20 protein-coding genes are annotated in these 24934 nt (G+C 73.1%); 11 read left to right on the top strand and 9 right to left on the bottom strand.

Annotation, left to right across the window (positions count from 1 at the left end):
* Nucleotides 1-51: 51 nt before the first annotated feature.
* The 3 genes from ABT160_RS17460 to ABT160_RS17450 all read right to left on the bottom strand — a co-directional run bounded on the left by ABT160_RS17460 (nt 52) and on the right by ABT160_RS17450 (nt 4043).
* Nucleotides 52-1533 (bottom strand): MFS transporter, encoded by a 1482-nt coding sequence (locus tag ABT160_RS17460; RefSeq protein WP_351648402.1) that lies wholly within the window; start codon nt 1531-1533, stop codon nt 52-54.
* Nucleotides 1530-2963 carry a 4-hydroxyphenylacetate 3-hydroxylase family protein gene (locus tag ABT160_RS17455; protein WP_351648400.1) on the bottom strand — a complete coding sequence of 478 codons (1434 nt, stop codon included), beginning with the start codon at nt 2961-2963 and terminating at the stop codon, nt 1530-1532. The genes ABT160_RS17460 and ABT160_RS17455 overlap by 4 nt, the downstream gene beginning before the upstream one ends.
* Nucleotides 2964-3089: 126 nt before the next feature.
* Nucleotides 3090-4043, bottom strand: a complete 954-nt coding sequence (locus tag ABT160_RS17450) for an AraC family transcriptional regulator (protein WP_351648398.1) — start codon at nt 4041-4043, stop codon at nt 3090-3092.
* Between the two features lie 117 nt (nt 4044-4160).
* Between ABT160_RS17450 and ABT160_RS17445 the strand changes: the two genes are divergently transcribed.
* The 5 genes from ABT160_RS17445 to glgB all read left to right on the top strand — a co-directional run bounded on the left by ABT160_RS17445 (nt 4161) and on the right by glgB (nt 13116).
* Nucleotides 4161-5090: an SDR family oxidoreductase gene (locus ABT160_RS17445; RefSeq protein ID WP_351648396.1), complete on the top strand. Its 930-nt coding sequence runs from the start codon at nt 4161-4163 to the stop codon at nt 5088-5090.
* Nucleotides 5091-5627: 537 nt separating this feature from the next.
* A complete protein-coding gene (locus tag ABT160_RS17440) occupies nt 5628-7664 on the top strand; it encodes an alpha-1,4-glucan--maltose-1-phosphate maltosyltransferase (protein WP_502984249.1) in 2037 nt (678 codons plus the stop codon).
* The gene (treS, locus tag ABT160_RS17435) at nt 7661-9367 is read left to right on the top strand and encodes a maltose alpha-D-glucosyltransferase (RefSeq protein ID WP_351648393.1); all 1707 of its coding nucleotides are present in this window, start codon (nt 7661-7663) and stop codon (nt 9365-9367) included. Before ABT160_RS17440 ends, treS begins: the two co-directional genes overlap by 4 nt.
* 79 nt (nt 9368-9446) lie before the next feature.
* Nucleotides 9447-10826: a maltokinase N-terminal cap-like domain-containing protein gene (locus ABT160_RS17430; protein ID WP_351648391.1), complete on the top strand. Its 1380-nt coding sequence runs from the start codon at nt 9447-9449 to the stop codon at nt 10824-10826.
* A 67-nt stretch (nt 10827-10893) separates the two neighbouring features.
* Entirely contained in the window at nt 10894-13116 is a 2223-nt protein-coding gene (glgB, locus tag ABT160_RS17425; protein WP_351648390.1) for a 1,4-alpha-glucan branching enzyme, read from the top strand.
* A 21-nt stretch (nt 13117-13137) separates the two neighbouring features.
* Here glgB and ABT160_RS17420 read toward each other — a convergent pair whose 3' ends face one another.
* The 4 genes from ABT160_RS17420 to ABT160_RS17405 all read right to left on the bottom strand — a co-directional run bounded on the left by ABT160_RS17420 (nt 13138) and on the right by ABT160_RS17405 (nt 18028).
* Nucleotides 13138-15282, bottom strand: coding sequence for a HelD family protein (locus ABT160_RS17420; protein WP_351648388.1), 2145 nt, complete (start codon nt 15280-15282; stop codon nt 13138-13140).
* 250 nt (nt 15283-15532) lie between these two features.
* A complete protein-coding gene (gene trxA / locus ABT160_RS17415) occupies nt 15533-15865 on the bottom strand; it encodes a thioredoxin (RefSeq protein ID WP_351648386.1) in 333 nt (110 codons plus the stop codon).
* Between the two features lie 4 nt (nt 15866-15869).
* Nucleotides 15870-16262: a MerR family transcriptional regulator gene (locus ABT160_RS17410; protein WP_351648384.1), complete on the bottom strand. Its 393-nt coding sequence runs from the start codon at nt 16260-16262 to the stop codon at nt 15870-15872.
* A 128-nt stretch (nt 16263-16390) separates the two neighbouring features.
* On the bottom strand, nt 16391-18028 hold the full coding sequence (locus tag ABT160_RS17405; protein ID WP_351648382.1) for an MFS transporter: 1638 nt from the start codon (nt 18026-18028) through the stop codon (nt 16391-16393).
* Nucleotides 18029-18149: 121 nt separating this feature from the next.
* Between ABT160_RS17405 and ABT160_RS17400 the strand changes: the two genes are divergently transcribed.
* Entirely contained in the window at nt 18150-18746 is a 597-nt protein-coding gene (locus ABT160_RS17400; protein WP_351648380.1) for a TetR/AcrR family transcriptional regulator, read from the top strand.
* Between the two features lie 194 nt (nt 18747-18940).
* On the opposite strand, the gene ABT160_RS17395 is transcribed toward ABT160_RS17400, so the two are convergent.
* Nucleotides 18941-20341: a cation:dicarboxylate symporter family transporter gene (locus ABT160_RS17395; RefSeq protein ID WP_351648379.1), complete on the bottom strand. Its 1401-nt coding sequence runs from the start codon at nt 20339-20341 to the stop codon at nt 18941-18943.
* A gap of 185 nt (nt 20342-20526) precedes the next feature.
* Here ABT160_RS17395 and ABT160_RS17390 point away from each other — a divergent pair, with 185 nt between their 5' ends.
* Both ABT160_RS17390 and ABT160_RS17385 read left to right on the top strand, forming a co-directional pair.
* Nucleotides 20527-22134, top strand: a complete 1608-nt coding sequence (locus tag ABT160_RS17390) for a sensor histidine kinase (protein WP_351648377.1) — start codon at nt 20527-20529, stop codon at nt 22132-22134.
* The gene (locus ABT160_RS17385; protein WP_351648375.1) at nt 22131-22844 is read left to right on the top strand and encodes a response regulator; all 714 of its coding nucleotides are present in this window, start codon (nt 22131-22133) and stop codon (nt 22842-22844) included. Before ABT160_RS17390 ends, ABT160_RS17385 begins: the two co-directional genes overlap by 4 nt.
* Here ABT160_RS17385 and ABT160_RS17380 read toward each other — a convergent pair.
* A complete protein-coding gene (locus ABT160_RS17380) occupies nt 22738-23280 on the bottom strand; it encodes an ATP-binding protein (protein ID WP_351648373.1) in 543 nt (180 codons plus the stop codon). The two genes, ABT160_RS17385 and ABT160_RS17380, sit on opposite strands and share 107 nt — an antisense overlap.
* 159 nt (nt 23281-23439) lie before the next feature.
* Between ABT160_RS17380 and ABT160_RS17375 the strand changes: the two genes are divergently transcribed.
* Genes ABT160_RS17375 through ABT160_RS17365 form a run of 3 tightly spaced genes read left to right on the top strand, consistent with a single transcriptional unit; the run spans nt 23440 to nt 24703 of the window.
* Entirely contained in the window at nt 23440-24300 is an 861-nt protein-coding gene (locus tag ABT160_RS17375) for a helix-turn-helix domain-containing protein (RefSeq protein ID WP_351648438.1), read from the top strand.
* Nucleotides 24297-24482 (top strand): DUF397 domain-containing protein, encoded by a 186-nt coding sequence (locus ABT160_RS17370; RefSeq protein ID WP_351648372.1) that lies wholly within the window; start codon nt 24297-24299, stop codon nt 24480-24482. The genes ABT160_RS17375 and ABT160_RS17370 overlap by 4 nt, the downstream gene beginning before the upstream one ends.
* Before the next feature lie 41 nt (nt 24483-24523).
* A complete protein-coding gene (locus ABT160_RS17365; protein WP_351648370.1) occupies nt 24524-24703 on the top strand; it encodes a DUF397 domain-containing protein in 180 nt (59 codons plus the stop codon).
* The last annotated feature ends 231 nt before the right edge of the window (nt 24704-24934 follow it).

The following is a 24934-nucleotide window of genomic DNA, read 5'->3' as shown; positions in this document are numbered from 1 at the left end:
TTCGTCGGGTGTGGTGCCGTTCGTGCCGTCCGTGCCGGGGCGCTCAGCCGGTCACCGCGGGCCACCCACCCGGTCGGCGCCCGTCGGCGCCGCCACCGGCCCGGGGACGCGCCCGGGCGGCCGCAGCCGTACGGACGCGAGCGCGGCCAGCGCCGCCAGGGCGGCGCCGGTGAGCAGCGCCGCGCGGAACCCGGCGGTCTGCCCGGCCGCTCCGGTGCCGGTCGCGGCGCCGGTGGCGACGGCCACCAGGACGGCGAGGCCGAGCACCGAGCCGAACTGCTGGCTGGTGTTGACGAGTCCGGAGGCGAGGCCGGTCTCACCGGGAGCGGCCCCGGCGGTGGCGGCCACGTTGGTAGTGACCATCACCAGGGGCAGCGCCGCGCCGATGAGCAGGCTGGGCGGCAGGACCGTGGAGGCGAAGGTGCCGTCCGCGTCGAGGGCGAGGGCGAGCCAGCCGGTGGCGGCGGCCAGCAGGGCGAAGCCGAGCGTCGCGGTGGCGCGCAGGCCGAGCCGGTGGATCAGCCGGCCGGTGAGCGGGGCGGTGGCGACCACCACCGCGGAGAGCGGCAGCAGGCCCAGGCCGCCGAGCAGCGGGGACTGCCCGAGCACGCTCTGCAGGTACAGGCTGACCAGGAAGAACATCGGGAACATGGCCATCTGCCCGAGGGCGCTGAGCAGATTGGCGAGCAGTGTGCAGGGACGTTTCAGCACCGCGGCGGGGACCAGCGGGCGGGCCGCCCGGCGCTCCACCGCCGCGAACAGCACGAGCAGCGCGAGCCCCCCGGCCCCCGCCGCCACCGTGTGCCCCGAGGTCCAGCCCGCCTCCCCCGCGCCCACCAGCGCGTACGCCAGCAGGCCGAGGCCCGCGGTGGCGGTCAGCGCGCCCGGCAGGTCGAAGCCGCCCGCGGCGCCGCGCGTCCCCCCGTCCAGAACGCGCGGCGCCAGGGCGCACAGCAGGGCGGCGACCGCCACGTTGAGCCAGAACGTGGAGCGCCAGCCGAGCAGGTCCGTCAGCACGCCGCCCAGGACCGTGCCCAGCACCCCGCCGAGCCCGCCCATCGCGGCGAACGCGCCCAGCGCCCGGTGCCGCCCGGGACCGTCGGGGAAGGCGAGCAGCAGCAGCGCGAAGGCGGCGGCCGCGGCGAGCGCGGCGCCCACGCCCTGCACGGCGCGGGCGGCCACCAGGGTCCCGGCCGACCCGGCCAGGCCGCCGGCCGCGGACGCGGCGGCGAGCAGGGCGAGTCCGGTCAGGTACACCCGGCGGTGGCCGAGGTGGTCGGCGGCGCGGCCGGCGAGCAGCAGCAGTCCGCCGAAGGCGATCAGATAGGCGTTGGCGACCCAGGACAGGCCGGCCGAGCCCGGGCCGAGGTCCTCGCCCACCGAGGGCAGCGCGACGTTGACGATCGCGGTGTCCATGATCAGCAGGAGCTGGGTGGCGGCCAGCAGCGCGAGCGCGGCGCGGGGGGCCGTGTCCTGACTCCCCTGGGCCGCGCGGGCTCTGGCACCGCCGCCATCCCTGCCCCCGGCGCTCACCGCCCGTCCTCCAGGCCGTACGAGTCCAGGCAGGCGCGGGCCAGTTCCTCGCACGCCTCGGCGCCGCCCGCCCACGTCTGCATGGTCAGGTAGACGTGGGGGGCGCCCTGGTAGAGCCGCTCGTACTGCTCGTGGCGGCTCGCGAACTCCGAACCGAGCGCGTCCCAGGCGAGTTTGAGGAGCTTGATCCGCTCCTCGGCGTCCGTGCCCGGGGCCCGCAGGTACTTCCGTACGACCGGACCGAGCTCGGGGTGGAGCAGGTCCTGGGCCGAGGCGGGCAGCTGGATGATCGAGCCGCCCGCGAGCAGCTTGATCTCCTGGACGGCCCGCGGGTACAGCTCGCCCGCCATGATCCGCTGGGCGAACGAGATCTCCTGGCCGGGCGCCACGCCGCCCCGGCCGCCGTCGACCTCCTCGAAGGAGGCCTCGGCGGCCAGGACGAAGGCCTTGGCCTGGGCGACCATGCCGAGCAGCCGCCCCACGGTCTGGGTGACCTGGGGCAGCTTGTCGGTGCCGTTCATCCGGGTGAGCAGGACCGCGAGGCCGGCCAGGAACTCCAGCTTGGTCCAGAACCTCGTGGCGGACTGGTGCACGAAGTTGAGGTAGGCGGGGGTCCGCCACCACATCGCGGCGGTCGCACCGACGTCGCGATAGGTGAGGACCCTCTCCCAGGGGACGAACACCTCCTCACAGACCAGCAGCGCGTCGTTCTCGTCGAAGCGCGCCGACAGGGGGTTGTCGAAGACGCTGCGCGCCCGGCCCTCGTAGGAGGGGCGGGAGACGAAGGACAGACCGGGGGTGTCGATCGGCACCGAGAAGCACAGGGCGTGCTCCACGTCGTCCTCGGCGAGCGGTTCGATGGTGCCGACGATCACCTCGTCGGCGAAGACGGCGCCGGTGCCGATGGTCTTGGCGCCGCTGACCACGATCCCGCCGTCCCGTTCCGCCACCGCCCGCACCACGAGCCCGTCGCCGGGCGCGGAGGGCGGGTTGGTGATGGTGAAGGCGCCGTACAGGGAGGAGTCGGCGAGCCGCCGGTGGTACGCGAGCGCGTGCGGGGCGCCGTCGAAGCGCTCCGTGGTGAACGCGCCCGGTACCGCGGCGAACCCGGCCGCGCCGCCCGCCATGTAGTCCGGCGTGCGGCCCAGGAAGCCGTAGCTCGCCTCGGCCCACGTCTTGTACGCCGTGCGGCGGGCCACCAGGTCCTCGTACGAGCGGGGTATCCCGTACGCCCTCAGACGACCGTCCTCCCCGGTGAGCACCGGGGCGTGCCCGGGGTCGAGGGCCAGGTCGTAGAGGCCGGCCAGCGAGGCGGCGGTGTTGCGGAACGCCGGGTGCCGGGTGACGTCCTTGACCCGCTCGCCGTCGAGCCACACCTCGCGGCCGTCGCGCAGCGACTCCAGGTAATCCCGACCCGACCTCGACGACACCTTTTCTCCTCATACGGAACGGCTGTGCCGAACGAGCCTGTCCCCCCGCACCCACCTGCGGCAATGAACGACCGTCCAGCGGGACTTAAGAACCGGCCAATCGGCGAGAAGTCGCTTGCGTCCCCATCAGGCGGCATTCGCCGCGCTGCTGCGGTACTCACCGGGCGTCTTCCCGAACCATTTGCGAAACGCCAGGTGGAAACCCACGGCGCTCTGGTACCCCACCCGCTGGGGCACCGCCGACTGCGGCAGCGAGGTCTCCCCGAGCAGGCGCGCCGCCTCCTGCATGCGCCGTCCGGTCAGGTGGCGGGCCGGTGCCTCGCCGACCAGTTCGCGGAACGCGGCCGTGAACGCCGAGCGGCTCATGCCCACTTCCCGGGCCAGCGACTCGATGGTCCACGGCTCGGCGAACCGGGTCGACATCATCACCATCGCCCGGGCGATGCCCGGGTGGCGCAGCACCGGCAGCGACGCGGGCCCGCGCGCGAACTCCGCGAGCAGCGGCCGCAGTGCGAGCACCAGCGCCATCTCGAAGGCGCGCAGGGTGATCAGCCGGTCACCGGGTCCGACCGGCCGGTCCGGCGCGGCCAGCAGGCGCAGCGTGTCCCGCAGCAGCGGCTCCTGGTCCACCTGGGAGCGGTCCAGGACGAGCGCCCAGGGCAGCGCCCGGTACAGCCCGGTCGCGGCGCTGGCGTCGTAGTGCAGCCCGGCGCACAGCAGCCTGCTGCGCGGGCCCGCCCCGTCGATGCGGATCTCGCCGGAGGTGCCCGGCTGCCGCTCGGGGAGCACCGCCTTGAGCGGTACGCCCTGCCGGTCGGGCCGGTCCGAGAGCCGGTGGGCCGTGCCGGTCGGGAAGACCGCGAGGTCGCCCTCGCGCAGTTCCACGGCGTGCTGGTCCTCCCCGCTGATCCAGCAGCCGCCCTCGACGATGTAGTGCAGGATGGCGCAGCTCTGCTCGGCGTCGCCCTCGATGGCCCAGGGGGCGTTGACGTGCCAGCGGCTGTCGAACACCCCGGTCAGGCGCAACGGTTTCAGCATTTCGCTGAGGAGGTCGTCGCGCTCGTTCCCCACGTTGTCCATGGACGATCCTTCAACCCCCGCCCCGGTTTGTTAATTGATCGGCCAAAGCCGCCGCCGTCAGCCTGAGAAGCGCCGTCCCGGCAGCAGCCACAGCCTATCGAAGGGCACTTCAGACACATGTCCGATCACACTCAGATGCGCGTAGCGGTCGTGGGGGCGACCGGTTTCCAGGGGGGTGCGGCCGCCCGGCTCCTGCTGGAGCGGCGCCACCGCGTCCGTACCCTGACCCGCCGCCCCGAGGGCGACCGCCCGCCGCTTCCGGGTGTCGCCTTCACCGCCGGTGACCTGGGCCGTCCCGACGACGTGCGCCGGCTCTTCGAGGGGGCCACGCACGCGCTGGTCACCATGCCGCTGGTGTACGAGGCGGACCGGGTGCGCCGCTACGCGCTGCACCTGGCGGACGCGGCCCGCGAGGTGGGCCTGGAGCGGCTGGTCTACAACGCCAACACCCGGCTGCCGCGCACCTCGACGAACGTGGCGGCCTTCGAGACGCGCCGGACCACCGAGGAGGTGCTGCGGGCGAGCGGGGTGCCGCTGGTCGTGCTGCGCCCGCCGGTCTACCTGGACAACCTGTTCAGCCCCTGGAACGGCCCGGCGCTGGTGCACGACGGGGTGCTGGCCTACCCGCTGCCCGCGGACGCGCCCACCGCCTGGATCTCGCACCGGGACCTGGCCGAGGCGCTGTGCGCGGCGCTGACCGCCGAAGGGGTGGAGGGGCGGGTCCTCGACATCGGCGGCGCGGCCTCGCTGACCGGGCCCGAGCTGGCCGCCGCGTTCGCCCGCGGCCTGGGCCGCGACGTGCGGTACGTGCCGCTGGACCCGGACGCCTTCGAGCGCGGGCTCGCCCAGGTGGTCGGCCCCGGGGCGGCCGCCGGGATCGCGGGCATCTACCACTACGCGGCCACCGGCGCGGACCCCCGGCTGATGTCGGGCGACGAGGGCGCCTCGGCCCGGCTGCTGGGGGTGTCCCCGGCCCCGGTGGACGAGTGGGTCACCCGCCAGCCCTGGCAGATCTGGGCGGCCGACGAGGAGGAGGCGCGCCCCTGACGGCGCGGCTCCCCGCAGACCTGGGGACGGGCGGGCCCGCGCCGACCGGGGCCGCCCGTCCCCAGCACCGGTCCCCGTCCCGGGGCGGGTTCCAGGTTCCCAGCCCCCGCCCCGGGACGGCCCACGGCCCGACTTCCTTGTGGTTGGGGGCAGTTGATGGCGATCCGGTGCGTTTTCCGTCCTCCGGCGTGGATGCGCCGCTTGTCCCCGGCGGAAATCCGCCATATCCGCGGCGCGGGCCCTCCGGGGGCCGCGCCGCTCCGGTGCGTGCGGCGGGTGCCCGGCGCGGGGCGCAACCCGCCCAAAGCGGCACGAGGCGGCACCCGGATCGCCCAACTTCGCGCGGCAGGCGGGTGATCGGCGGCCCGGCCGGCGCCGCGGGCCCGCGCAACGTCGTTTTTACGGGGCCGGTTCTTGTGTGCCTGCCTACGCCCTAGTAGTTAACAAACTGCCGGATTGCCCACCCGAAGAGACGGGGAAGGCTCCTCCGGTACGCATCACAGCGCAGACACGCTGGACCCGCTGGATCCCCCGTCCATGCCCGCACAGCCCTCATCAGGTGATGCCGTGAATTCGCTCATTGGCCGCATTCCCGTCCTGGACGTCCGTCCGCTCGTCGACTGCGGGCGCAGGCCCGCCAAGGCGGTGGTGGGAGAGGCGTTCGAGATCAGCGCCACCGTCTTCCGCGAGGGCCACGACGCCGTCGCCGCCAACGTGGTCCTGCGGGACCCGGCGGGACGGCGCGGGCCCTTCACCCCGCTGCACGAGCTGGCCCCCGGCACCGACCGCTGGGGCGCCGAGGTGACCCCGACCCGCGAGGGCCTGTGGACGTACCACGTCGAGGCCTGGAGCGACCCGGTCACCACCTGGCGCCACCACGCCCGGATCAAGGTCCCGGCCGGGATCGACACCGAACTCGTCCTCGCCGAGGGCGCCCTGCTCCTGGAGCGGGCCGCCGCCAAGGTGCCCAAGGACGCCGGGCGCGAGGGCGTGCTGGCCGCCGCCGACGCGCTGCGCGACGAGGCGCGTCCGGCCGCCGCCCGGCTGGCCGCCGCGCTCACCCCCGAGGTGGACGCGGTGCTCGCCGCCCATCCGCTGCGCGAACTGGTCACCTCCTCGCGGAAGTTGCCGCTGCTCGTGGAGCGCGAGCGGGCCCTGTTCGGCTCCTGGTACGAGCTCTTCCCGCGCTCCGAGGGGGCCCGCTTCGAGGACGGCCGCCCGGTCTCCGGCACCTTCCGCACGGCTGCCGAGAGACTCCCGGCGGTGGCCGCGATGGGCTTCGACGTGGTCTACCTGCCACCGGTCCACCCCATCGGGACCACCTTCCGCAAGGGCCCGGACAACTCGCTCTCGCCGGGCCCGCACGACGTGGGCGTGCCCTGGGCGATCGGCTCCGCGGACGGCGGCCACGACGCGGTCCACCCGGACCTGGGCACCCTGGAGGACTTCGACGACTTCGTGGCCCGGGCCCGTGACCTGCGCCTGGAGGTCGCCCTGGACTTCGCGCTGCAGTGTTCCCCGGACCACCCCTGGGTGATCAAGCACCCCGACTGGTTCCACCACCGGATCGACGGCACGATCGCCTACGCCGAGAACCCGCCGAAGAAGTACCAGGACATCTACCCCATCGCCTTCGACAAGGACCTGAACGGGATCGTCGAGGAGACCCTGCGGGTGCTGCGGCACTGGATGGACCACGGGGTGCGGATCTTCCGGGTGGACAACCCGCACACCAAGCCGGTCCTCTTCTGGGACAAGGTCCTCGGCGAGATCCGGCGCACCGACCCGGACGTGGTCTTCCTGGCCGAGGCGTTCACCCGGCCCGCGATGATGCGCACCCTGGCGGCGGTCGGCTTCCAGCAGTCGTACACGTACTTCACCTGGCGCAACTCCAAGCAGGAGCTGACCGACTACCTCACCGAGCTGTCCACCGAGACGGCCGCCTACATGCGGCCGAACTTCTTCGTGAACACCCCCGACATCCTGCACGCCTACCTCGCGCACGGCGGCCGCCCGGCCTTCGAGGCGCGGGCCGTGCTCGCCGCGACGATGTCCCCGGCCTGGGGCGTGTACGCCGGGTACGAGCTGTGCGAGAACACCCCGCTGCGCGAGGGCAGCGAGGAGTACCTGCACTCGGAGAAGTACGAACTGAGGCCCCGCGACTGGGAGTCGGCGGAGCGGGAGGGACGCACGATCACCCCGCTGATCACCGCGCTGAACCGGATCCGGCGCACCAACCCGGCGCTGCGCACCCTGCGCGGGATCCGCTTCCACCACGCCGACAACGACGCGGTGATCGCCTACAGCAAGCGGCACGGCTCCGGGCGGGGGGCGAACACGGTCCTGGTGGTCGCCAACCTCGACCCCCACCACACCCAGGAGGCCACGGTCTCGTTGGACATGCCGGAACTCGGCCTCGACTGGCACGAGTCCGTACCGGTGCGCGACGAGCTCACCGGAGAGACCTATCACTGGGGCAGGGCCAACTACGTGCGCCTAGAGCCGGGTGTCACGCCCGCGCACGTCTTCGTCCTGCGGCCGTCCCCGCCGATCGGAGGGTCACCCACATCATGATCGTCAATGAGCCCGTCCCCGACACCTTCGAGGACACACCAGCCGGCGACCGCGACCCGGACTGGTTCAAGCGCGCCGTCTTCTACGAGGTCCTGGTCCGCTCCTTCCAGGACAGCAACGGGGACGGCGTGGGCGACCTCAAGGGCATCACCGCCAAGCTGGACTACCTCCAGTGGCTCGGCGTGGACTGCCTGTGGCTGCCGCCGTTCTTCAAGTCCCCCCTGCGGGACGGCGGTTACGACGTCTCCGACTACACGGCCGTCCTGCCCGAGTTCGGCGACCTCGCCGACTTCGTGGAGTTCGTCGACGCCGCCCACCAGCGCGGCATGCGCGTGATCATCGACTTCGTGATGAACCACACCAGCGACCAGCACGAGTGGTTCCAGCAGTCGCGCAGCGACCCGGACGGGCCGTACGGCGACTACTACGTGTGGGCCGAGGACGACAAGCAGTACCAGGACGCGCGGATCATCTTCGTCGACACCGAGACCTCCAACTGGACCTTCGACCCGGTGCGCAAGCAGTACTACTGGCACCGGTTCTTCTCCCACCAGCCCGACCTCAACTACGAGAACCCGGCCGTCCAGGACGAGATCATGGCGGCCCTGCGCTTCTGGCTGGACCTGGGCATCGACGGCTTCCGGCTCGACGCCGTGCCGTACCTGTACCAGGAGGAGGGCACCAACTGCGAGAACCTCCCGGCGACCCACCACTTCCTCAAGCGGGTGCGCAAGGAGATCGACGCGCACTACCCGGACACGGTGCTGCTCGCGGAGGCCAACCAGTGGCCCGAGGACGTCGTCGACTACTTCGGCGACTTCCCCTCCGGCGGCGACGAGTGCCACATGGCGTTCCACTTCCCCGTCATGCCGCGCATCTTCATGGCGGTGCGCCGCGAGTCCCGCTACCCGGTCTCGGAGATCCTGGCGAAGACCCCGGCGATCCCCGACCGCTGCCAGTGGGGCATCTTCCTGCGCAACCACGACGAGCTCACGCTCGAGATGGTCACCGACGAAGAGCGCGACTACATGTACGCGGAGTACGCCAAGGACCCCCGGATGCGGGCCAACATCGGCATCCGCCGAAGGCTCGCCCCGCTCCTGGACAACGACCGCAACCAGATCGAGCTGTTCACCGCCCTGCTGCTGTCCCTGCCCGGCTCGCCGATCCTGTACTACGGCGACGAGATCGGCATGGGCGACAACATCTGGCTGGGCGACCGGGACGCGGTGCGCACCCCGATGCAGTGGACGCCCGACCGCAACGCCGGCTTCTCCTCCTGCGACCCCGGCCGGCTCTACCTCCCGACGATCATGGATCCGGTCCACGGCTACCAGGTGACGAACGTCGAGGCGTCCATGGCCTCGCCGTCCTCGCTGCTGCACTGGACCCGCCGGATGATCGAGATCCGCAAGCAGAACCCGGCCTTCGGGCTCGGCTCCTACACCGAGCTGCCCTCGTCGAACCCGGCGGTGCTCGCGTTCCTGCGCGAGTACAAGGACGACCTGGTGCTGTGCGTCCACAACTTCTCGCGCTTCCCCCAGCCCACCGAGCTGGACCTGCGCGCGTACAACGGGCGCCACCCGGTCGAGCTGATCGGCGGGGTGCGCTTCCCCGCCATCGGCGAATGGCCCTATCTGCTCACGCTCGCGGGCCACGGCTTCTACTGGTTCCGGCTCCGCAAGGACACCGTGCCGAGCTGATGGTGTATCAGGTGTGGGGCGGTTTCCGCCGCCCCACCCGGGGCACTTGGCCCCCGACCCCAACCGAGGACGTGATGCCATGTCTGAGACAGCATCCACCGCCCGGCCGTCCACCGCGCTGCTCCCCGCGCTCGCACCCCTGCTGCACGAGTGGCTGCCCCGGCAGCGCTGGTTCGCCGGGAAGGGACGACCGGTCACCGGTTTCACGCTCGTCTCGGCCACCGAACTGCTGCCCCCGGACTCGGACACCGCGCCGGGCCTGCTCCACCTGCTCCTCCGGGTGCACCAGACCGGCCTGCCCGCCCAGTCCCCCGTCGACTGCTACCAGCTCCTGCTCGGCGTGCGGGCCGCCCTGCCGCCCCGCCTCGCCCCCGCCCTGATCGGCCACCTCGCCGACGGCCCGCTGGCCGGCCGCACCGTGTACGAGGGCCTGGCCGACCCCCAGCTCGCGGGCCTGCTCCTGGAGCGGCTGCGCACCCCCGGGACGCTGGGCCCGCTGCGCTTCGAGCGCGCCCCGGCCCCGCTGCCCGGCGGCCTGGCCGCCCGCCCGCTGGGCGCCGAACAGTCCAACTCCTCGCTGGTGTACGGAGACGCGTACATCCTCAAGGTCTTCCGGCGGGTCTGGGAGGGCGCCAACCCCGATCTGGAGCTGCCGCTCGCCCTGGCCCGCGCGGGCTGCCCGAGGGTGCCCGCCCCGGTCGCCTGGTTCGAGACCAGCGAGCCGGGCCCCGCCACGCTCGGGGTGCTCCAGCCCTTCCTGACCGGCTCCCGGGACGGCTGGGCGCTGGCGCTCGACGCCCTCGCCGAGGGCCGCGACTTCACCGAGGAGGCCCGCGGGCTCGGCGCGGCCACCGCCGAGGTGCACACCGCGCTCGCCGCGGCGCTGCCCGCGGTGACGCTGCCGCCCGCGCAGGTCGAGCACCTGGCGGCGCAGATGGCCGACCGCCTGGAGGCCACCGCCCAGGCGGTGCCCGCCCTGCTGCCGTACGTCCCCGGGCTGCGGGCCGCCTACCGGGAACTGGCCGCGCTGGCGCACGCCGAGGGGCCCGCGCGGCTCGCCCAGCGGGTCCACGGCGACCTGCACCTGGGCCAGTGCCTGTACGCGCCGGGCGGCGGCTGGTCGGTGATCGACTTCGAGGGCGAGCCGGCCCGGCCGCTCGCCGAGCGCCGCCGCCCGCAGCCGGCCGCCCGGGACGTCGCCGGGATGCTGCGCTCCTTCGACTACGCCGCGCGCTCGCTGCCGGGCGACCCCGACCCCGACTGGGCGGCGCGCTGCCGGGACGCGTACTGCGACGGCTACGCCGGGGCGGCGGGCAGCGACCCGCGCGAGGCACCCGCGCTGCTGCGCGCGTACGAGACGGACAAGGCGGTGTACGAGGTCGGGTACGAGGCCCGGCACCGCCCCGACTGGCTGCCGGTCCCGCTGGCGGCGGTGCGGCGGCTGGCCGCCCGCGGCTGACCCCCTCCCACGCCCTCCCCCCCTTCCCCTCCCCCTTCCGGCCCTTCACCCCCAGGAGGTCTCCCCCGTGACCGCCCGCCGCCCGACCCGCACCTCGCCCAAGTCCGCCCCCGCCCTCGACCCCGGCGACCGGGAGCGGCTGCTGAGCGGCACCCACCACGACCCGCACGGCGTGCTCGGCGCGCACCCGGCGCCGGGCGGGGTGGCCTTCCGGGTGCTGCGCCCCTACGCCCGCGCCGTGCGGGTGCGCGCCGAGGGCCTGCTCGCCCCGCTGCACGACGACGGCGACGGCTTCTTCTCGGGGCTGCTGCCGCTGAGCGGGGTGCCGGAGTACGACCTGTCCGTCACCTACCAGGACGGCGACTTCGAGGCCGGGGACCCGTACCGCTTCCTGCCCTCGCTCGGCGACCTCGACCTGCACCTGATCGGCGAGGGGCGGCACGAGGAGCTGTGGACGGCACTGGGCGCGCACCCGATGGCGCACCAGGGGGTGGAGGGGACCCGGTTCACGGTGTGGGCGCCCAACGCGCGCGGCGTGCGGGTGGTGGGGGACTTCAACTACTGGGACGGCACGGCGTTCCCGCTGCGCTCGCTGGGCTCCACGGGGGTGTGGGAGCTGTTCGTGCCGGGGGTGCGCGAGGGGGCGCTGTACAAGTTCGACATCACGCGCCCCGACGGCAGCCACACGCTGCGGGCCGACCCGATGGCCCGGCGCACCGAGACACCACCCGCCAACGCCTCGGTGGTGACCCGCTCGCACCACGTGTGGCGGGACGCCGAGTGGCTGGAGCAGCGGGCCCAGCGGCCGGCGCATGAGGGCCCGTTCTCCGTCTACGAGGTCCATCTCGCCTCCTGGCGACCGGGTCTGACGTACCGTCAGCTCGCCGAGCAACTGCCCGCGTACGTCAACGACCTGGGCTTCACGCACGTGGAGCTGATGCCGGTCGCCGAGCACCCCTTCGGCGGCTCCTGGGGCTACCAGGTCACCGGCTTCTACGCGCCGACCGCCCGGCTCGGCACCCCGGACGACTTCCGCCACCTGGTGGACGCGCTGCACCGGGCCGGGATCGGCGTGCTGATGGACTGGGTGCCGGCGCACTTCCCGCGCGACGACTGGGCCCTGGCGGAGTTCGACGGGCGGCCGCTGTACGAGCACGAGGACCCGGCCCGCGCGGCGCACCCCGACTGGGGGACCCTGGAGTTCGACTACGGGCGCAAGGAGGTGCGCAACTTCCTGGTCGCCAACGCGGTGTACTGGTGCGAGGAGTTCCACATCGACGGCCTGCGGGTCGACGCGGTCGCCTCGATGCTCTACCTGGACTACTCGCGCGAGGACGGCCAGTGGACGCCCAACGAGCACGGCGGGCGGGAGAACCTGGACGCCGTGGCGTTCCTCCAGGAGATGAACGCCACCGTCTACCGCCGGGTGCCGGGCGTGGTGACCGTCGCGGAGGAGTCCACCGCCTGGGACGGCGTCACCCGGGCCACCCACCACACCGGGCCCGGCGGCTTCGGCGGCCTGGGCTTCGGGCTGAAGTGGAACATGGGCTGGATGCACGACTCGCTGGGCTACATGACCAAGGAGCCGGTGCACCGCAGGTACCACCACCACGAGATGACCTTCTCGATGGTCTACGCGTACAGCGAGAACTACGTGCTGCCGATCTCGCACGACGAGGTGGTGCACGGCAAGCGGTCGCTGGTCTCCAAGATGCCCGGCGACTGGTGGCAGCAGCGCGCCTCGCTCCGCGCCTACCTGGCCTTCATGTGGGCCCACCCGGGCAAGCAACTGCTCTTCATGGGACAGGAGTTCGCCCAGGGCGCCGAGTGGTCCGAGGCGCACGGCCCGGACTGGTGGCTGCTCGACCCGTCGTACGGGGCGGCGGCCGACCACCGGGGCGTGCGGGACCTGGTGTCCGAGCTGAACCGGCGCTACCGCAGGACCCCGGCCCTGTGGGAGCGCGACACGGAGCCCGAGGGCTTCTCCTGGGTGGCGGGGGACGCCGCCGAGGACAACGTCCTCGCGTTCCTGCGCTTCGACGCCTCCGGCGCCCCCCTGCTGGCCGTCTCCCACTTCTCGCCGGTGGTCCGGCACGACTACCGGCTCGGCGTGCCCGCCGAGGTGTCCGCCTGGACGGAGGTGCTGAACACCGACGCGGCCCGCTACGGCGGCGGTGACGTGCTCAACCCCGAGCCGGTCAAGCCGGAGTCGGTCGCCGCGCACGGCCGCCCGGCGAGCGTGCAGCTGACGCTGCCGCCGCTGGCGACCGTGTGGCTGCGACCGGTCTGAGCGGGATTTCGAGGACACGACCTACGAGGCGTCCTCCAGGTGGACCACGCCGAGGGACTGGGTGGCCCGGGTCAGCGCCACGTACAGGTCGTTGACCCCCATCCGGTCCGGCTCCACCACCACGACGGCGTCGAACTCCAGGCCCTTGGCCTCGCGCGGGTCCACCACGACCAGGGCGTGCGCGAGGTCCACCGGCCCCTCCGCCACGCCCAGCAGCGCCCGCACCTCGTCGCACAGCCCGGCGGGCGCGACCACCGCGAGCCGGCCCTCCTCGGGCACCGACTCCTTGACCGCGTCGGCCAGCCGGGACAGAGGCAGGGTGCGCTCCCACGGCTCCCGCCCGGTGGAGCGGATGGAGCGGGGCGGCTCGAAGCCGGGCTCGACGGCCCGGCGGCGGGCGGCCGCGTACTCCATGATCTCGGCGGGCGTACGGTAGTTGACCCCCAGCCGGGTCAGCTCCCAGCGGTCCTCCACGTACGGCCCGAGGACCTCCTGCCAGGACCCGGCCCCCGCCGCGTCGCCGGTCTGCGCCGGGTCGCCCACCAGGGTCATCGAGCGGGTCGGCACCCGGCGCATCAGCAGCCGCCAGGCCATCGGCGACAGCTCCTGCGCCTCGTCCACGATGATGTGGCCGAACGCCCAGGTCCGGTCGGCGGCGGCGCGCTCGGCGGCGCTGCGGTGGTCGGCCTCCTCGTGCCGGTCGGCCATCCGCTCGGCGTCGATCACGTCGTGCGCGCCGAGCACCTCGGAGTCCTCGTCGTCCTTGTCCTCGAACTCGTAGGTCCGCGAGGCGTACGAGACGTCGAGCACGCCCTGCGCGTAGGCGATCCGCTCCTGGCGCGCCGCCTCGGCGGCGGCCAGCGCGGCCGAGTCGTCCTCGCCCAGCAGCTCCGCCGCCTCGTCGAGCAGCGGGACGTCGGCGGGCGTCCAGGGCCCGTCCTCGCGCCGCAGCTCCGCCGCGTCCTCGTCGGAGAGGTGGGTGGGCTCGGTCAGGTAGTCGGCGAGGAACCGCTGCGGCGTCAGCAGCGGCCACAGGTCGTCGATCGCCGCGTGCACCTCGGGGCTGGCGGCGATCCCCTTGGCGAGCTGGGCGACGTCGTCGGGGCCCAGGAAGTTGGGGCCGCCGTACGGGTCGGCGCCGATCCGGTCCGCGAGCTGCTCGGTCAGCGCGTCGATCAGGGCGAACGCGAAGTAGGGGCGGGCCAGGTTGTGCGGCAGCCGGGTCTCGCGGGCCTTGTGGCGCGCCTCCAGGGCGGTGCCCCAGTCGATGACCAGGTCCCCGTCGTCGTGGCGGACCACGACCGGCTCGTCCCTGGCCGGGACCTGCTGGCGGTCGCGCAGGGCCTCGGCCAGGGTGTCCGCCATGGACGCGCGCCCCTTGACCTCGGCGGCCCGCGCGCTGTCGGTGCCGGTCGCGGTGACGCCCGGGAAGAGCTCGCCGACCGTGGCGAGCAGCACCCCGGTCTCGCCGAGCGAGGGCAGCACCTCGCCGATGTAGCCGAGGAAGGCCGGGTTGGGCCCGACGATCAGCACGGCCCGCTTGGCCAGCAACTCCCGCTGGGCGTACAGGAGGTAGGCGGCGCGGTGCAGGGCGACGGCGGTCTTGCCGGTGCCGGGACCGCCCTCGACGACCAGCACGCCCTGGTGCGGGGCGCGGATGATGCGGTCCTGCTCGGCCTGGATGGTCTGCACGATGTCGCCCATGCGCCCGGTGCGGGCGGTGTTCAGCGCGGCGAGCAGCACCTCGTCGGCGTCGTGCGACTCGTGGCCGGTGCGCTCGGTGTCGGCGAGGTCCATGATCTCGTCGTGCAGGGCGGTGACCTCGCGGCCCCGGGTGGTGAGGTGCCGGCGGCGGCGCAGGCCCATCGGCTCGAATCCGGTCGCCAGGTAGAAGGGGCGCGCGACGGGGGCCCGCCAGTCGATGAGCAGCCGCGTTCTCCGTTCGTCGTCGCGGTGGATTCCGATGCGGCCGATGTGGAAGGCGGTGCCGTCGCGGTGATCAATGCGCCCGAAACACAGCCCGGTTTCCGGAACGTTCAGCGCGGCGAGCGCGGCGGAGTGCTCCGCGACCGCGACATCGCGCTCCACCCGCGCCTGCTGACCGGTCCCGACCTGCGCCGTCGCGGCCCGCACGGCACTTTCGGCCTCGGCCCTGAGCGCGTCCATGCGCGCGTGGACGAGGGAGACGAATTGCTGTTCCCGCTGCAATTCCTCGCTTGACCCGCTCGACTCGCTTGACAATTCAGCTCCTGACCCGGTACGGTAACTTTAGTTGCCCCCTCTGCGTGCACTGATTCCACAGAGAAGCAACTCACCAATATACCGAACGAAAAGCCCCGGCCGTCAATACGGACCGGGGTTTTCGTTGTGTACGGGCTCCGCACTTGGTGTACGGGCTCCGCGCAGTCCCCCGCTGTCAGACGACCTCCTCCAACTCCTGCAGGAGCTTGCGCTTGGCTCGGGCACCGACCATGGACTTCACCGGTTCGCCGTCCCGGAAGACGAGGAGGGTGGGCGTCGCGAGGACGTGGTAGCGCAGGGCCGTCTGCGGATTGCGGTCCACGTCGAGCTGGACGACTTCGAGCCGCTCACCCTCCTCCCGGGCCAACGCCCGCAACACCGGGGCCAGTTGCCGACAGGGGCCGCACCACTCGGCCGTGAACTGCACCAGGACCGGCTTGTCCGCCGCGAGCACCCGGTCAGCGAAGTCCGCGTCCGTGACTTCGCCGACGCCTTCCACTCGTACCATCCGTTCACCCTCCCAGTTCGCATCGTGGATCCGGAGCGTGCGGCAACTCGGACTCTGCGCGCAGCAGTTGACCGGCCACCTGGTCGCGCACCGCCGCCAGACGGCCGATGAGGCCGTCCAGCTCGGCGAGCTTGCTCCGGTAGACGGCGAGGGACGCGGGGCAGGAGTCCCCGGCCGGGTGCCCGGCCCGCAAGCACTCCAGGAACGGCCGGGTCTGCTCCAGGTCGAACCCGAAGTCCTGCAGGGTCCGGATCTCCTGGAGCAGCCGAAGGTCGTCCTTGTCGTACGTGCGGTAGCCGTTGCCCGCGCGCCGGGCGGGGAGGAGACCCCGGGACTCGTAGTAGCGCAGGGTCCTGGTGGTCGTACCCGCCCGCTCCGCGAGCTCGCCGATTCGCATGCGACGACGCTATTCCTTCCCCCCGACGTCAAGGAAAGCCGGGGGGCGGGAGGCGGCGAAGGGGCGGGACCGGGCCCGCCGGGGCTCCCGGCTGGGGGCTCCCGAGGGGCCAGGGACCTCAGGGCCCCCTACCGCCCCCTCCTCGGCAGCAGCACCCCCACCAGCACCGTCCCCACTCCCAGCACCACCGCACCCACCAGGCTCGTGTGCGCCACCGCCTCCGAGAAGGACGCCCCCACCGCGTCCGCCATCTGGCGCGCCCCCTGGGCGAGGCCCTCGGCCTGGGCCTTGAGCTGGGCCGCCTGGGCCGGGTCGGCCGCCCGGGCCGCCTGGGCCAGCAGTTCCCCGGCCCGGTCCCCGACCCCCTGCGCCACCGCGTACCCCGCGCCGACCGAGTCCTGGGCCGTGGCCAGCGCGTCCGCCGGCACCTTGCTCCCGGAGGCGGCGGTTGACAGGTGGGACGAGTACGACCCCGCCAGCACCGACCCCAGGATCGCGATCCCGAGCGACCCGCCCAGCTCCAGGGAGGTGTCGTTGACGGCGCCCCCGACCCCCAGCTCGGACTCGGGGAACGCCCCCATGATCGCGTCGGTGCAGGGCGACAGGGCGAGCCCGATCGCCAGGCCGAGGACGACCAGCGGCACCACGAAGTCCCCGTAGCCGGAGCCCGCGTCGACCAGGGTGAGCAGGGCGAGCGCGACGGTCCCGGCGACCATGCCCGCGGTGACGGTGACCTTCATCCCCAGCCGCGGGGTGAGGTAGCCGGTGAGGGCGGAGCCGACGAAGACGGCGCCGGCCAGCGGGAGCATCCGTACACCGGTCTCCAGCGGGTTGTAGCCGAGCACGAACTGCAGGTGCTGGGTCAGGTAGTAGAAGGCGCCGAAGACGGCGAGGAAGAAGAGCGCGACGGCCAGGTTCGACCCGGCGAACCCCCGGTGCGCGAACCGGCGCACGTCCAGGACGGGGCGCGGGTGGCGCAGCTCCCACAGCACGAAGGCGAGCAGCCCGGCGCCCGCGACCACCGCGGCGGTGACGGCCTTGGCGTCCCAGCCGAAGTGCGGGCCCTGGATGATCATGTAGACGAGCGCGCCGATCCACAGCACGGACAGCAGCCCGCCGACGTAGTCGATGCGGTCGTGCCGGGCCGCCTTCGACGGCGGTACGAGGGTGAGCGCGCCGACGATCGCGAGCGCCGCGACGGGCACGTTGATCAGGAACGTCGAGGCCCAGCCGTGCCGTTCGAGCAGCGCGCCCGCGACGAGCGGCCCGGCGGCGATGGCGAGGCCCGCGGTGGCGGTCCAGATCACGATGGCCCTGGCCCGTTCGGCGCGCGGGAAGGTCGCGGCGAGCAGCGAGAGGGTGGCGGGCATGATCATCGCGGCACCGACGCCCATCACGGCGCGGGCGGCGATGACCCCGGTGGAGCTGTCGACGAGCGAGCCGGCGACGGCCCCGCCGCCGAAGACGAGCAGGCCGAGCACCAGGGCGCCGCGCCGGCTGTACTTGTCGCCGATCGCGCCGAGCAGCAGCATCAGCGCGGCGTACGGGACGGTGTAGCCGTCGATGACCCACTGGAGGTCGGAGCTGGTGAGACCGAGGTCCTTGGTCATGTCGGGGGCGGCGACCGTGAGGGCGGTGTTCGCCATCACGATGATCAGCAGGCTCAGGCAGAGGACGCCGAGGGCCCACCAGCGCCTGGCGTAGGGCGGATCGTCCGGGGACGGGGACACGGCGGCCGGTTCGGACAGGGCGGGGCCCGCGGTCATCGGCGGCGCCTCCTTTCTCACACATTTGCACAGCACTGTGCAACACGACTTGCACACCGCTGTGCAATTACACAGCGGTGTGCAATTTACGGCACTGCACAGTCCTGTGCAAAATGAGGGGGTGACCACATCCGGACGGGCCGACGCCAACCGCCGCCGCATCGAGCAGGTGGCGCTCACCGAGCTGCTGCGCGACCCCGACGCCTCCATGGACCAGATCGCCCGCGCCGCCGGGGTGGTGCGCCGCACGGTGTACGGCCACTTCCCCAGCCGCGACGCCCTGATCGCCTCGCTCGTCGACGACGCGGTCGCCACCGTCGCCGAGGCGCACGAACGGGGCCGCGAGGGCGTGGCCGACCCGGCCGAGGCGCTCGCCCGGGCGGTCGACGCGGTCTGGGAGATCGCCGACCGCTACCGGCTACTGGTCGCCCTGGCCCAGCGCAGCGTGACGATGGAGGGCATCCGCGACCGCCTCACCCCGGTCCGCACGGCCTGCGTGGAGGTGCTGCGCCGCGGCCAGGAGGAGGGCGTCTTCGCCTCACCGCTGCCGCCCGAGGCACTGGCGTACGTCCACGAGCAGTCGCTGTTCGGCCTGATGGAGGCGGTGAACGACGGAGCCCTGCCCCCGGCGGAGGCGGGCCGCGCGGCGGCGGTCACAGCCCTGCTCTCGGCGGGCGTCCCGGAGGACCGCGTCCGCGAGATCATCGCCGCCCTCTGAGGCCGCGCACGCCCGGACCGAGGACCACGCAGGGGCCACGAGCCACGGGCCACCGGCCACCGACCACCGACCGAGGACAACGGACGCCGCCCGTCCCGGAGTTCGCGGGACGGGCGGCGTCGCTGGAGGGGCGGCGTTACGGGAGGAGTGGAGGCGCGGGCCCGCCTCCACGGGACCCCGCAGCCCCCGGGCCCTCAGGCCCCCACCCCCTCCTTCGCCCCCTTCGGCGCGTCCGGCTCCTGACCCGGGCCCTGCCCCGCGCCCCGGTCGGCGTCCGGACCCTGGCCCGTACCCCCGTGTCCGTCGTCCACCAGCGTGCGCTCGTCGAACGGGACCCGGCCCGCCAGCACCTGCTCCACCCGCTCCTTGTCGATCTCCTTCGTCCACGTGCCGACCAGGACCGTCGCCACCGCGTTGCCCGCGAAGTTCGTCAGCGCCCGCGCCTCGCTCATGAAGCGGTCGATGCCGACGATCAGGCCGACCCCGTCCACCAGGCCGGGCTTGTGCGACTGGAGGCCGCCCGCGAGCGTGGCCAGGCCCGCGCCCGTCACGCCCGCCGCGCCCTTCGACGCGATGACCATGAAGACGAGCAGCGACACCTGCTCGCCGAAGGCGAGCGGCTGGTCCAGCGCGTCCGCCACGAAGATCGACGCCATGGTCAGGTAGATCGCCGTGCCGTCGAGGTTGAAGGAGTAGCCGGTCGGCACGGTGATGCCCACCACCGGCTTGCTCACGCCCAGGTGCTCCATCTTCGCGATCAGGCGCGGCAGCGCCGACTCCGAGGAGGAGGTGGACAGGATCAGCAGGAACTCCCGCCCCAGGTACTTCAGCAGCGCGAAGATGTTCACCCCCGCCACCACCCGCAGGATCGTGCCCAGGACCAGGAAGACGAAGAGCGCGCAGGTCAGGTAGAAGCCGATCATGATGACGGCCAGCGACTTCAGCGCGTCCACGCCCGTCTCGCCGACCACCGCCGCGATCGCGCCGAACGCGCCCACCGGCGCCGCCCACATGATCATCGCCAGGATCCGGAAGACCAGCCGCTGGAGGTGCCCGATGCCGCGCAGCACCGGCTCGCCCGCCGCGCCCATCGCCTGCAGCGCGAAGCCCGCGAGCAGCGCGACCAGCAGCGTCTGGAGGACCTCGCCCTCGGTGAAGGCGGAGACCAGCGTCTTGGGGATGATCCCGAGCAGGAAGTCCGCGGTGCCCTCGCTCGCCCCGGACGCCTGCTTCTGCCCGGCCTCGCGGCCCGCTTCGGTCAGGTGCAGGCCGGAGCCCGGGTCGAGCAGGTTGCCGACGAGCAGGCCGATGGCGAGCGCGACGGTCGACATGACCAGGAAGTAGCCCAGGGCGAGCCCGCCCACGGCGCCGACCTTGGCCGCCTTGCGCACCGAGCCGACGCCCAGCACGATCGTGCAGAAGATGATCGGCGAGATCATCATCTTGATGAGGTTCACGAACCCGGTGCCCAGTGGCTTGAGTTCGACGGCGACACCGGGGGCGAGGAAGCCCACGCCGATGCCGAGCAGTACGGCGCCGATGACGGCGAGGTACAGGTAGTGCGTGCGGTCCCGCCTTGCGGCTCCTGCTGCCACGGGTTCCTCCCTGGGGCCTGGTGCCCGGTGATGGTCCTCCCGGTACCGGTCGTGGTGCGGACGGCGGCGGCACGTCCCGGTGGCCGCCGTCCCGCCGGGTCCCCGCGACTATCCACCACCCTGTGACCCCGGTCACCCTTGCGTGCGTTTAGTTCACGCCACGGCGGGCGTGCAGACTTGCGCCCATGCGCATACCCCGCCCCCGCAGCCTGGCCGGCCAGCTGTTCGCGATGCAGGTCGTGCTGGTGGCCGCGGTCGTCGCCGGGTGCGCGGCGTTCGCGTACGTCACCGACCGCGCCCAGGCCGAGGAGACCGCGCGGCGCCAGGCGACGGCCACGGCGACCGCGGTGGCCCGCTCCCCCTCGGTGGCCGCCGCGATCCGTACGAGCGACCCGACCGCGCTCCTCCAGCCGTACGCCGAGTCGGTGCGGCGCGCCACCGGCGTCAACTTCGTCACGATCATGGCGCCGGACGGGACGCGCTGGTCGCACCCCGAGCCGGCGGAGATCGGGCGCACCTACCTGGGGCACACGGAACGGGCGCTGCGCGGCGAGACGTTCTCCGAGAAGCACCTCGGCGTGCTCGGGCCCTCGGTCCGCACGATCACCCCGGTCCTCGACGGGACGAGGGTGGTGGGCCTGGTCAGCGCGGGCATCACCGTCGAGCGCATCAGCCAGCAGGTGCGCGAGCAGGTCACCGCGCTGCTGGGGATGGCGGGCGCCGCGCTGACGATCGGCGGACTCGGTACGTACGTGATCAACGCCCGGCTCCGCCGCCACACCCACGGCATGAACGCCGGCCAGCTCAGCCGGATGCACGACTACCACGAGGCGGCGCTGCACGCGGTGCGCGAGGGCCTGGTGATGCTGGACGGGCAGCGGCGCATCGCCCTGATCAACGACGGGGCGCGCACGCTCCTCGGCCTGGGCCCGGAGGCCGTGGGCACCCCGGTCGCCGAACTCGGCCTGCCGCCGTCGCTGACCGGCGCCCTGCTCGCCTCCGAGCCGCGCGCCGACGAACTGCACCTGACGGCCGACCGGGTGCTGGTGGTCTCCACCCGCCCGGTGGTCGGCGGCGAACGGCGCGGCACCGTCGCCACCCTCCGCGACCACACCGAACTCCAGTCACTATCGGGCGAGTTGGACTCCGAGCGGGGCTTCACCGAGGCACTGCGCTCACAGGCGCACGAGGCGGCGAACCGGCTGCACGCGGTCGTGTCGCTGATCGAGCTGGGCCGGGTGGACGAGGCGGTACGGTTCGCCACGGCCGAACTGGAACTGGCCCAGGCGCTCACCGACCGGGTGGTCGACGCGGTCGCCGAGCCGGTGCTGGCGGCCCTGCTGCTCGGCAAGGCGGCGCAGGCGAACGAGCGGGGCGTGGAGCTGGTCCTGACCGACGAGAGCCGGATCGACGACGGGGTGATCCCGGCCGCGCTGCCCCCGCGCGACCTGGTCACCGTGCTCGGCAACCTGATCGACAACGCGGTCGAGGCCGCCACCGGCGAACCGGACGCCCGGGTCACGGTGACGGCCGCGACGGACGGCCCCTCGCTGCTGCTCCGGGTCGCCGACAGCGGCCCGGGCGTCGCGGCGGCCGACGCCGAGGCGGTCTTCGAACGCGGCTGGTCCACCCGCGGCTCGGGCCGCGGCCTGGGCCTGGCCCTGGCCCGCCAGGCGGTGCACCGGGCCCGGGGAAGCATCGAGGTGTCCGAAGGACCGGACGGCGGGGCGGAGTTCACGGTGAGACTGCCGCTGCGGACGGGGACGACCGGACCACAGGAGGACACGACATGAACGAGGACACGAGCGGCGGCACGAGAACCGGCGGGGGCACCCCGAACCCCATCCGCGTCCTGGTGGTCGAGGACGACCCGGTGGCGGCGGACGCGCACGCGCTGTACGCGGGCCGGGTGCCGGGCTTCGAGGTGGTCGGGGTGGCCCACTCCCGGTCGGCGGCCGCGCGCCTGCTCGACCGGGCGGCGGTCGACCTGATCCTGCTCGACCTGTACCTGCCGGACGGGCACGGGCTGCAACTGCTGCGCGCGCTGCGGGCGACCGGCCACACGGCGGACGTGATCGCGGTGACGTCGGCCCGCGACCTGGCGATCGTGCGCGAGGGGGTGTCGCTGGGGGTGGTGCAGTACGTGTTGAAGCCGTTCACGTTCGCCACACTGCGGGACCGCCTGACCCGGTACGCGGAGTTCCGCTCCGCCGCCGGGGAGGCGGGCGGCCAGGACGACGTGGACCGCGCCCTCGCGACCCTGCGCGCGCCCCGCCCGGCCGAACTGCCCAAGGGCCTGAGCGCACCGACCCTGGACGCGGTCACCCGCGCCCTGCGCGCGGCGCCGGAGGGCCTGACGGCGACGGCGACGGGCACGGAGGTCGGCATCTCCCGGATCACGGCACGCCGCTACCTGGAACACCTGGTGACGGAAGGCCGTGCGGGGAGGGCACCACAGTACGGCCAGGTGGGAAGACCGGAACTGCAGTACCGCTGGCTGTGAGGGGGCACGGGGGCGTGCAGTCCCCCAGCTCGGCCCAGACGGTCTTGCAGCCCGGCGGGAACGGGGTGCACCCCCAGCGGTCCGCGAGGTGCTCCACCAACATCAACCCGCGCCCGCCCTCGTCGCTCGCACCGTCGGCCCTGGGCCACCGTTCGCCCCGCGCGTCCGTCACCTCGACGCGCAACCGGGCGTCGCCGTCGGACAGGGCGAGCGTCAGCCGGAAGTCGCGGCCGGGGACCCGCCCGTGCCGCACGGCGTTGGAGGCGAGCTCGGCGACGACGTGCTCGGCCCGCTCGACCAGTTCCGGCGACACGGCCCAGGCCGTCAGCCGCACGACGGCCAGCTGACGGGCGAGCCGGGCACCGCGCCCGGTGGCGGTGAACCGCTTCCCGAACAGACGCACGAGGGCAGGGAGTTGATGGTGCGTGGAGGTCATGGGACCACGCTGACGGGCGCGGGGCGCGAACGGGAGCGGGCGGGCCCGTACGGTGAGTCAGCGTACGGACACGGGGTGTGGACAGTACGTCACTGTCGCGGTCACTCTGAGTGGCGTCGATCGCGGGGGCAGTGGCGGTACGCATCGGAGGTGGCCGGGATGACCAATGACCCATTCCATGGCGACGAGTCGGCCGACGACGAACTGGAGAGGGAACCCGGGCCATCGGACAGCTTGAAGACCTTCGGGGCGGTCGTACAAGCACTCCGGGAGCACCACGGGATGAGCAGGGCCGAGTTCGCGGAACGCGTCCGGTTCTCCAAACACACCGTGGAGTCGGTCGAGTTGGGCCGCCGGATGCCTGAAGAGGACCTCATCGAGCGCGGCGAACAAGCGACAGGGAACACCGGAGCCCTCCGCAGGGCCGCCCGCCACCTGACCCGGGGCGACGCAGGACTGGCAGCGTGGTTCCGACAGTGGGCCCGCCTGGAGAAGCTGGCCGTGAGCCTGTACACGTACGAGTGCAGGCTGATGCCGGGGCTGTTGCAGTCGGAGGGGTATGCGCGGGCAGTGTTCGAGAGCACGGTCCCGATCGTGCTCGACGAGCGTCTGGAGGACCTCGTCGCGGCGCGGATCGATCGGCAGAAGTTGCTGCAACGTCCGACGGTGTCCTTCAGCTTCATCGTGGAAGAGCACGTCCTGCGGAGGCCGTTCGGAGACTCGAACCAGATGCGGGGCATGCTCGATCGCGTGCTGGAGTTGAGCAGCCCTCGAAACGTCACGCTGCAAGTGATCCCGTCGACCGCCGGACTTCACGCGTGCATGGACGGACCCCTACGACTGCTGGAAACCCCGAAGCGTCGCCGGTACGCCTACGCCGAAGGCCAGCAGACCGGTCGGCTCATCTCCGACGCGAAGGAGGTGAGCCTTCTCTACCAGCGCTATGACACACTGCGCTCCCAGGCCCTCACGCCCATGGACTCACGGGGTCTGATCGAGCGACTACGAGGAGAGCAATGAGCGCTACGGACCTCGCTTGGTACAAGTCCAGCCACAGCGGCAGCCAAGGCGACGACTGCATCGAGGTCGCCGTAACCACCGGCACCGTCCACGTCCGCGACTCCAAGGACATCCAGCGCCCGCACCTCACTGTGAGCCGCGCCAAGTGGCGACGCTTCGTCGGCCATCTCACCGCTGGCTGACCCGAGGCACGGGAATGGATCGAGTGGCCACGAGGAGATCGATGACGAACCTCGCTTGGTACAAGTCCAGCCACAGCGGCAGCCAGGGCGACAGCTGCATCGAGGTCGCCGTAACCGACCGCACCGTCCACGTCCGCGACTCCAAGGACACGAGGCTCCCGCACTTCACCGTGAGCCGCACCGGATGGCAGCGCTTCATCGGACATCTCGCCGCTGGCTGAGGTGCCGGTTGCGCGGGGCTGGCCCCAGTGCCCACGAGATGCGCGACCCGTCCCGGGCCGCCCGCACGGAACTGCCCTTCGGGGCACGGGCCCCGCAGGACCTCGCCCCGGACGGCCCGGGGCGGAACTGCACCGTTCACGGCCCCCGGCCCCTGTCCCTCCTCGCCCCAACATGAAATGCTCACCCAGTCGCTTCAACAGGTGCCGCCGGGGCACCCGAGGCCCCCGGGC

Origin of the sequence: Streptomyces sp. NPDC001941 (assembly GCF_040296945.1) — a bacterium.
Lineage (GTDB): Bacteria > Actinomycetota > Actinomycetes > Streptomycetales > Streptomycetaceae > Streptomyces.
The sequence above is the reverse complement of the archived record's forward strand: the minus strand, read 5'-3'. Positions and strand labels throughout refer to the sequence as shown.

Coding starts and splice junctions, on each gene's coding strand:
- ABT160_RS17430 (WP_351648391.1), top strand. CDS start 9,447: ATGTCTGAGACAGCATCCACCGCCCGGCCGTCCACCGCGCTGCTCCCC.
- ABT160_RS17445 (WP_351648396.1), top strand. CDS start 4,161: ATGTCCGATCACACTCAGATGCGCGTAGCGGTCGTGGGGGCGACCGGT.
- ABT160_RS17440 (WP_502984249.1), top strand. CDS start 5,628: ATGCCCGCACAGCCCTCATCAGGTGATGCCGTGAATTCGCTCATTGGC.
- ABT160_RS17410 (WP_351648384.1), bottom strand. CDS start 16,262: ATGCGAATCGGCGAGCTCGCGGAGCGGGCGGGTACGACCACCAGGACC.
- ABT160_RS17375 (WP_351648438.1), top strand. CDS start 23,440: ATGACCAATGACCCATTCCATGGCGACGAGTCGGCCGACGACGAACTG.
- treS (WP_351648393.1), top strand. CDS start 7,661: ATGATCGTCAATGAGCCCGTCCCCGACACCTTCGAGGACACACCAGCC.
- ABT160_RS17450 (WP_351648398.1), bottom strand. CDS start 4,043: ATGGACAACGTGGGGAACGAGCGCGACGACCTCCTCAGCGAAATGCTG.
- ABT160_RS17380 (WP_351648373.1), bottom strand. CDS start 23,280: ATGACCTCCACGCACCATCAACTCCCTGCCCTCGTGCGTCTGTTCGGG.
- ABT160_RS17390 (WP_351648377.1), top strand. CDS start 20,527: ATGCGCATACCCCGCCCCCGCAGCCTGGCCGGCCAGCTGTTCGCGATG.
- ABT160_RS17385 (WP_351648375.1), top strand. CDS start 22,131: ATGAACGAGGACACGAGCGGCGGCACGAGAACCGGCGGGGGCACCCCG.
- ABT160_RS17405 (WP_351648382.1), bottom strand. CDS start 18,028: ATGACCGCGGGCCCCGCCCTGTCCGAACCGGCCGCCGTGTCCCCGTCC.
- trxA (WP_351648386.1), bottom strand. CDS start 15,865: ATGGTACGAGTGGAAGGCGTCGGCGAAGTCACGGACGCGGACTTCGCT.
- ABT160_RS17370 (WP_351648372.1), top strand. CDS start 24,297: ATGAGCGCTACGGACCTCGCTTGGTACAAGTCCAGCCACAGCGGCAGC.
- ABT160_RS17365 (WP_351648370.1), top strand. CDS start 24,524: ATGACGAACCTCGCTTGGTACAAGTCCAGCCACAGCGGCAGCCAGGGC.
- ABT160_RS17420 (WP_351648388.1), bottom strand. CDS start 15,282: ATGGACGCGCTCAGGGCCGAGGCCGAAAGTGCCGTGCGGGCCGCGACG.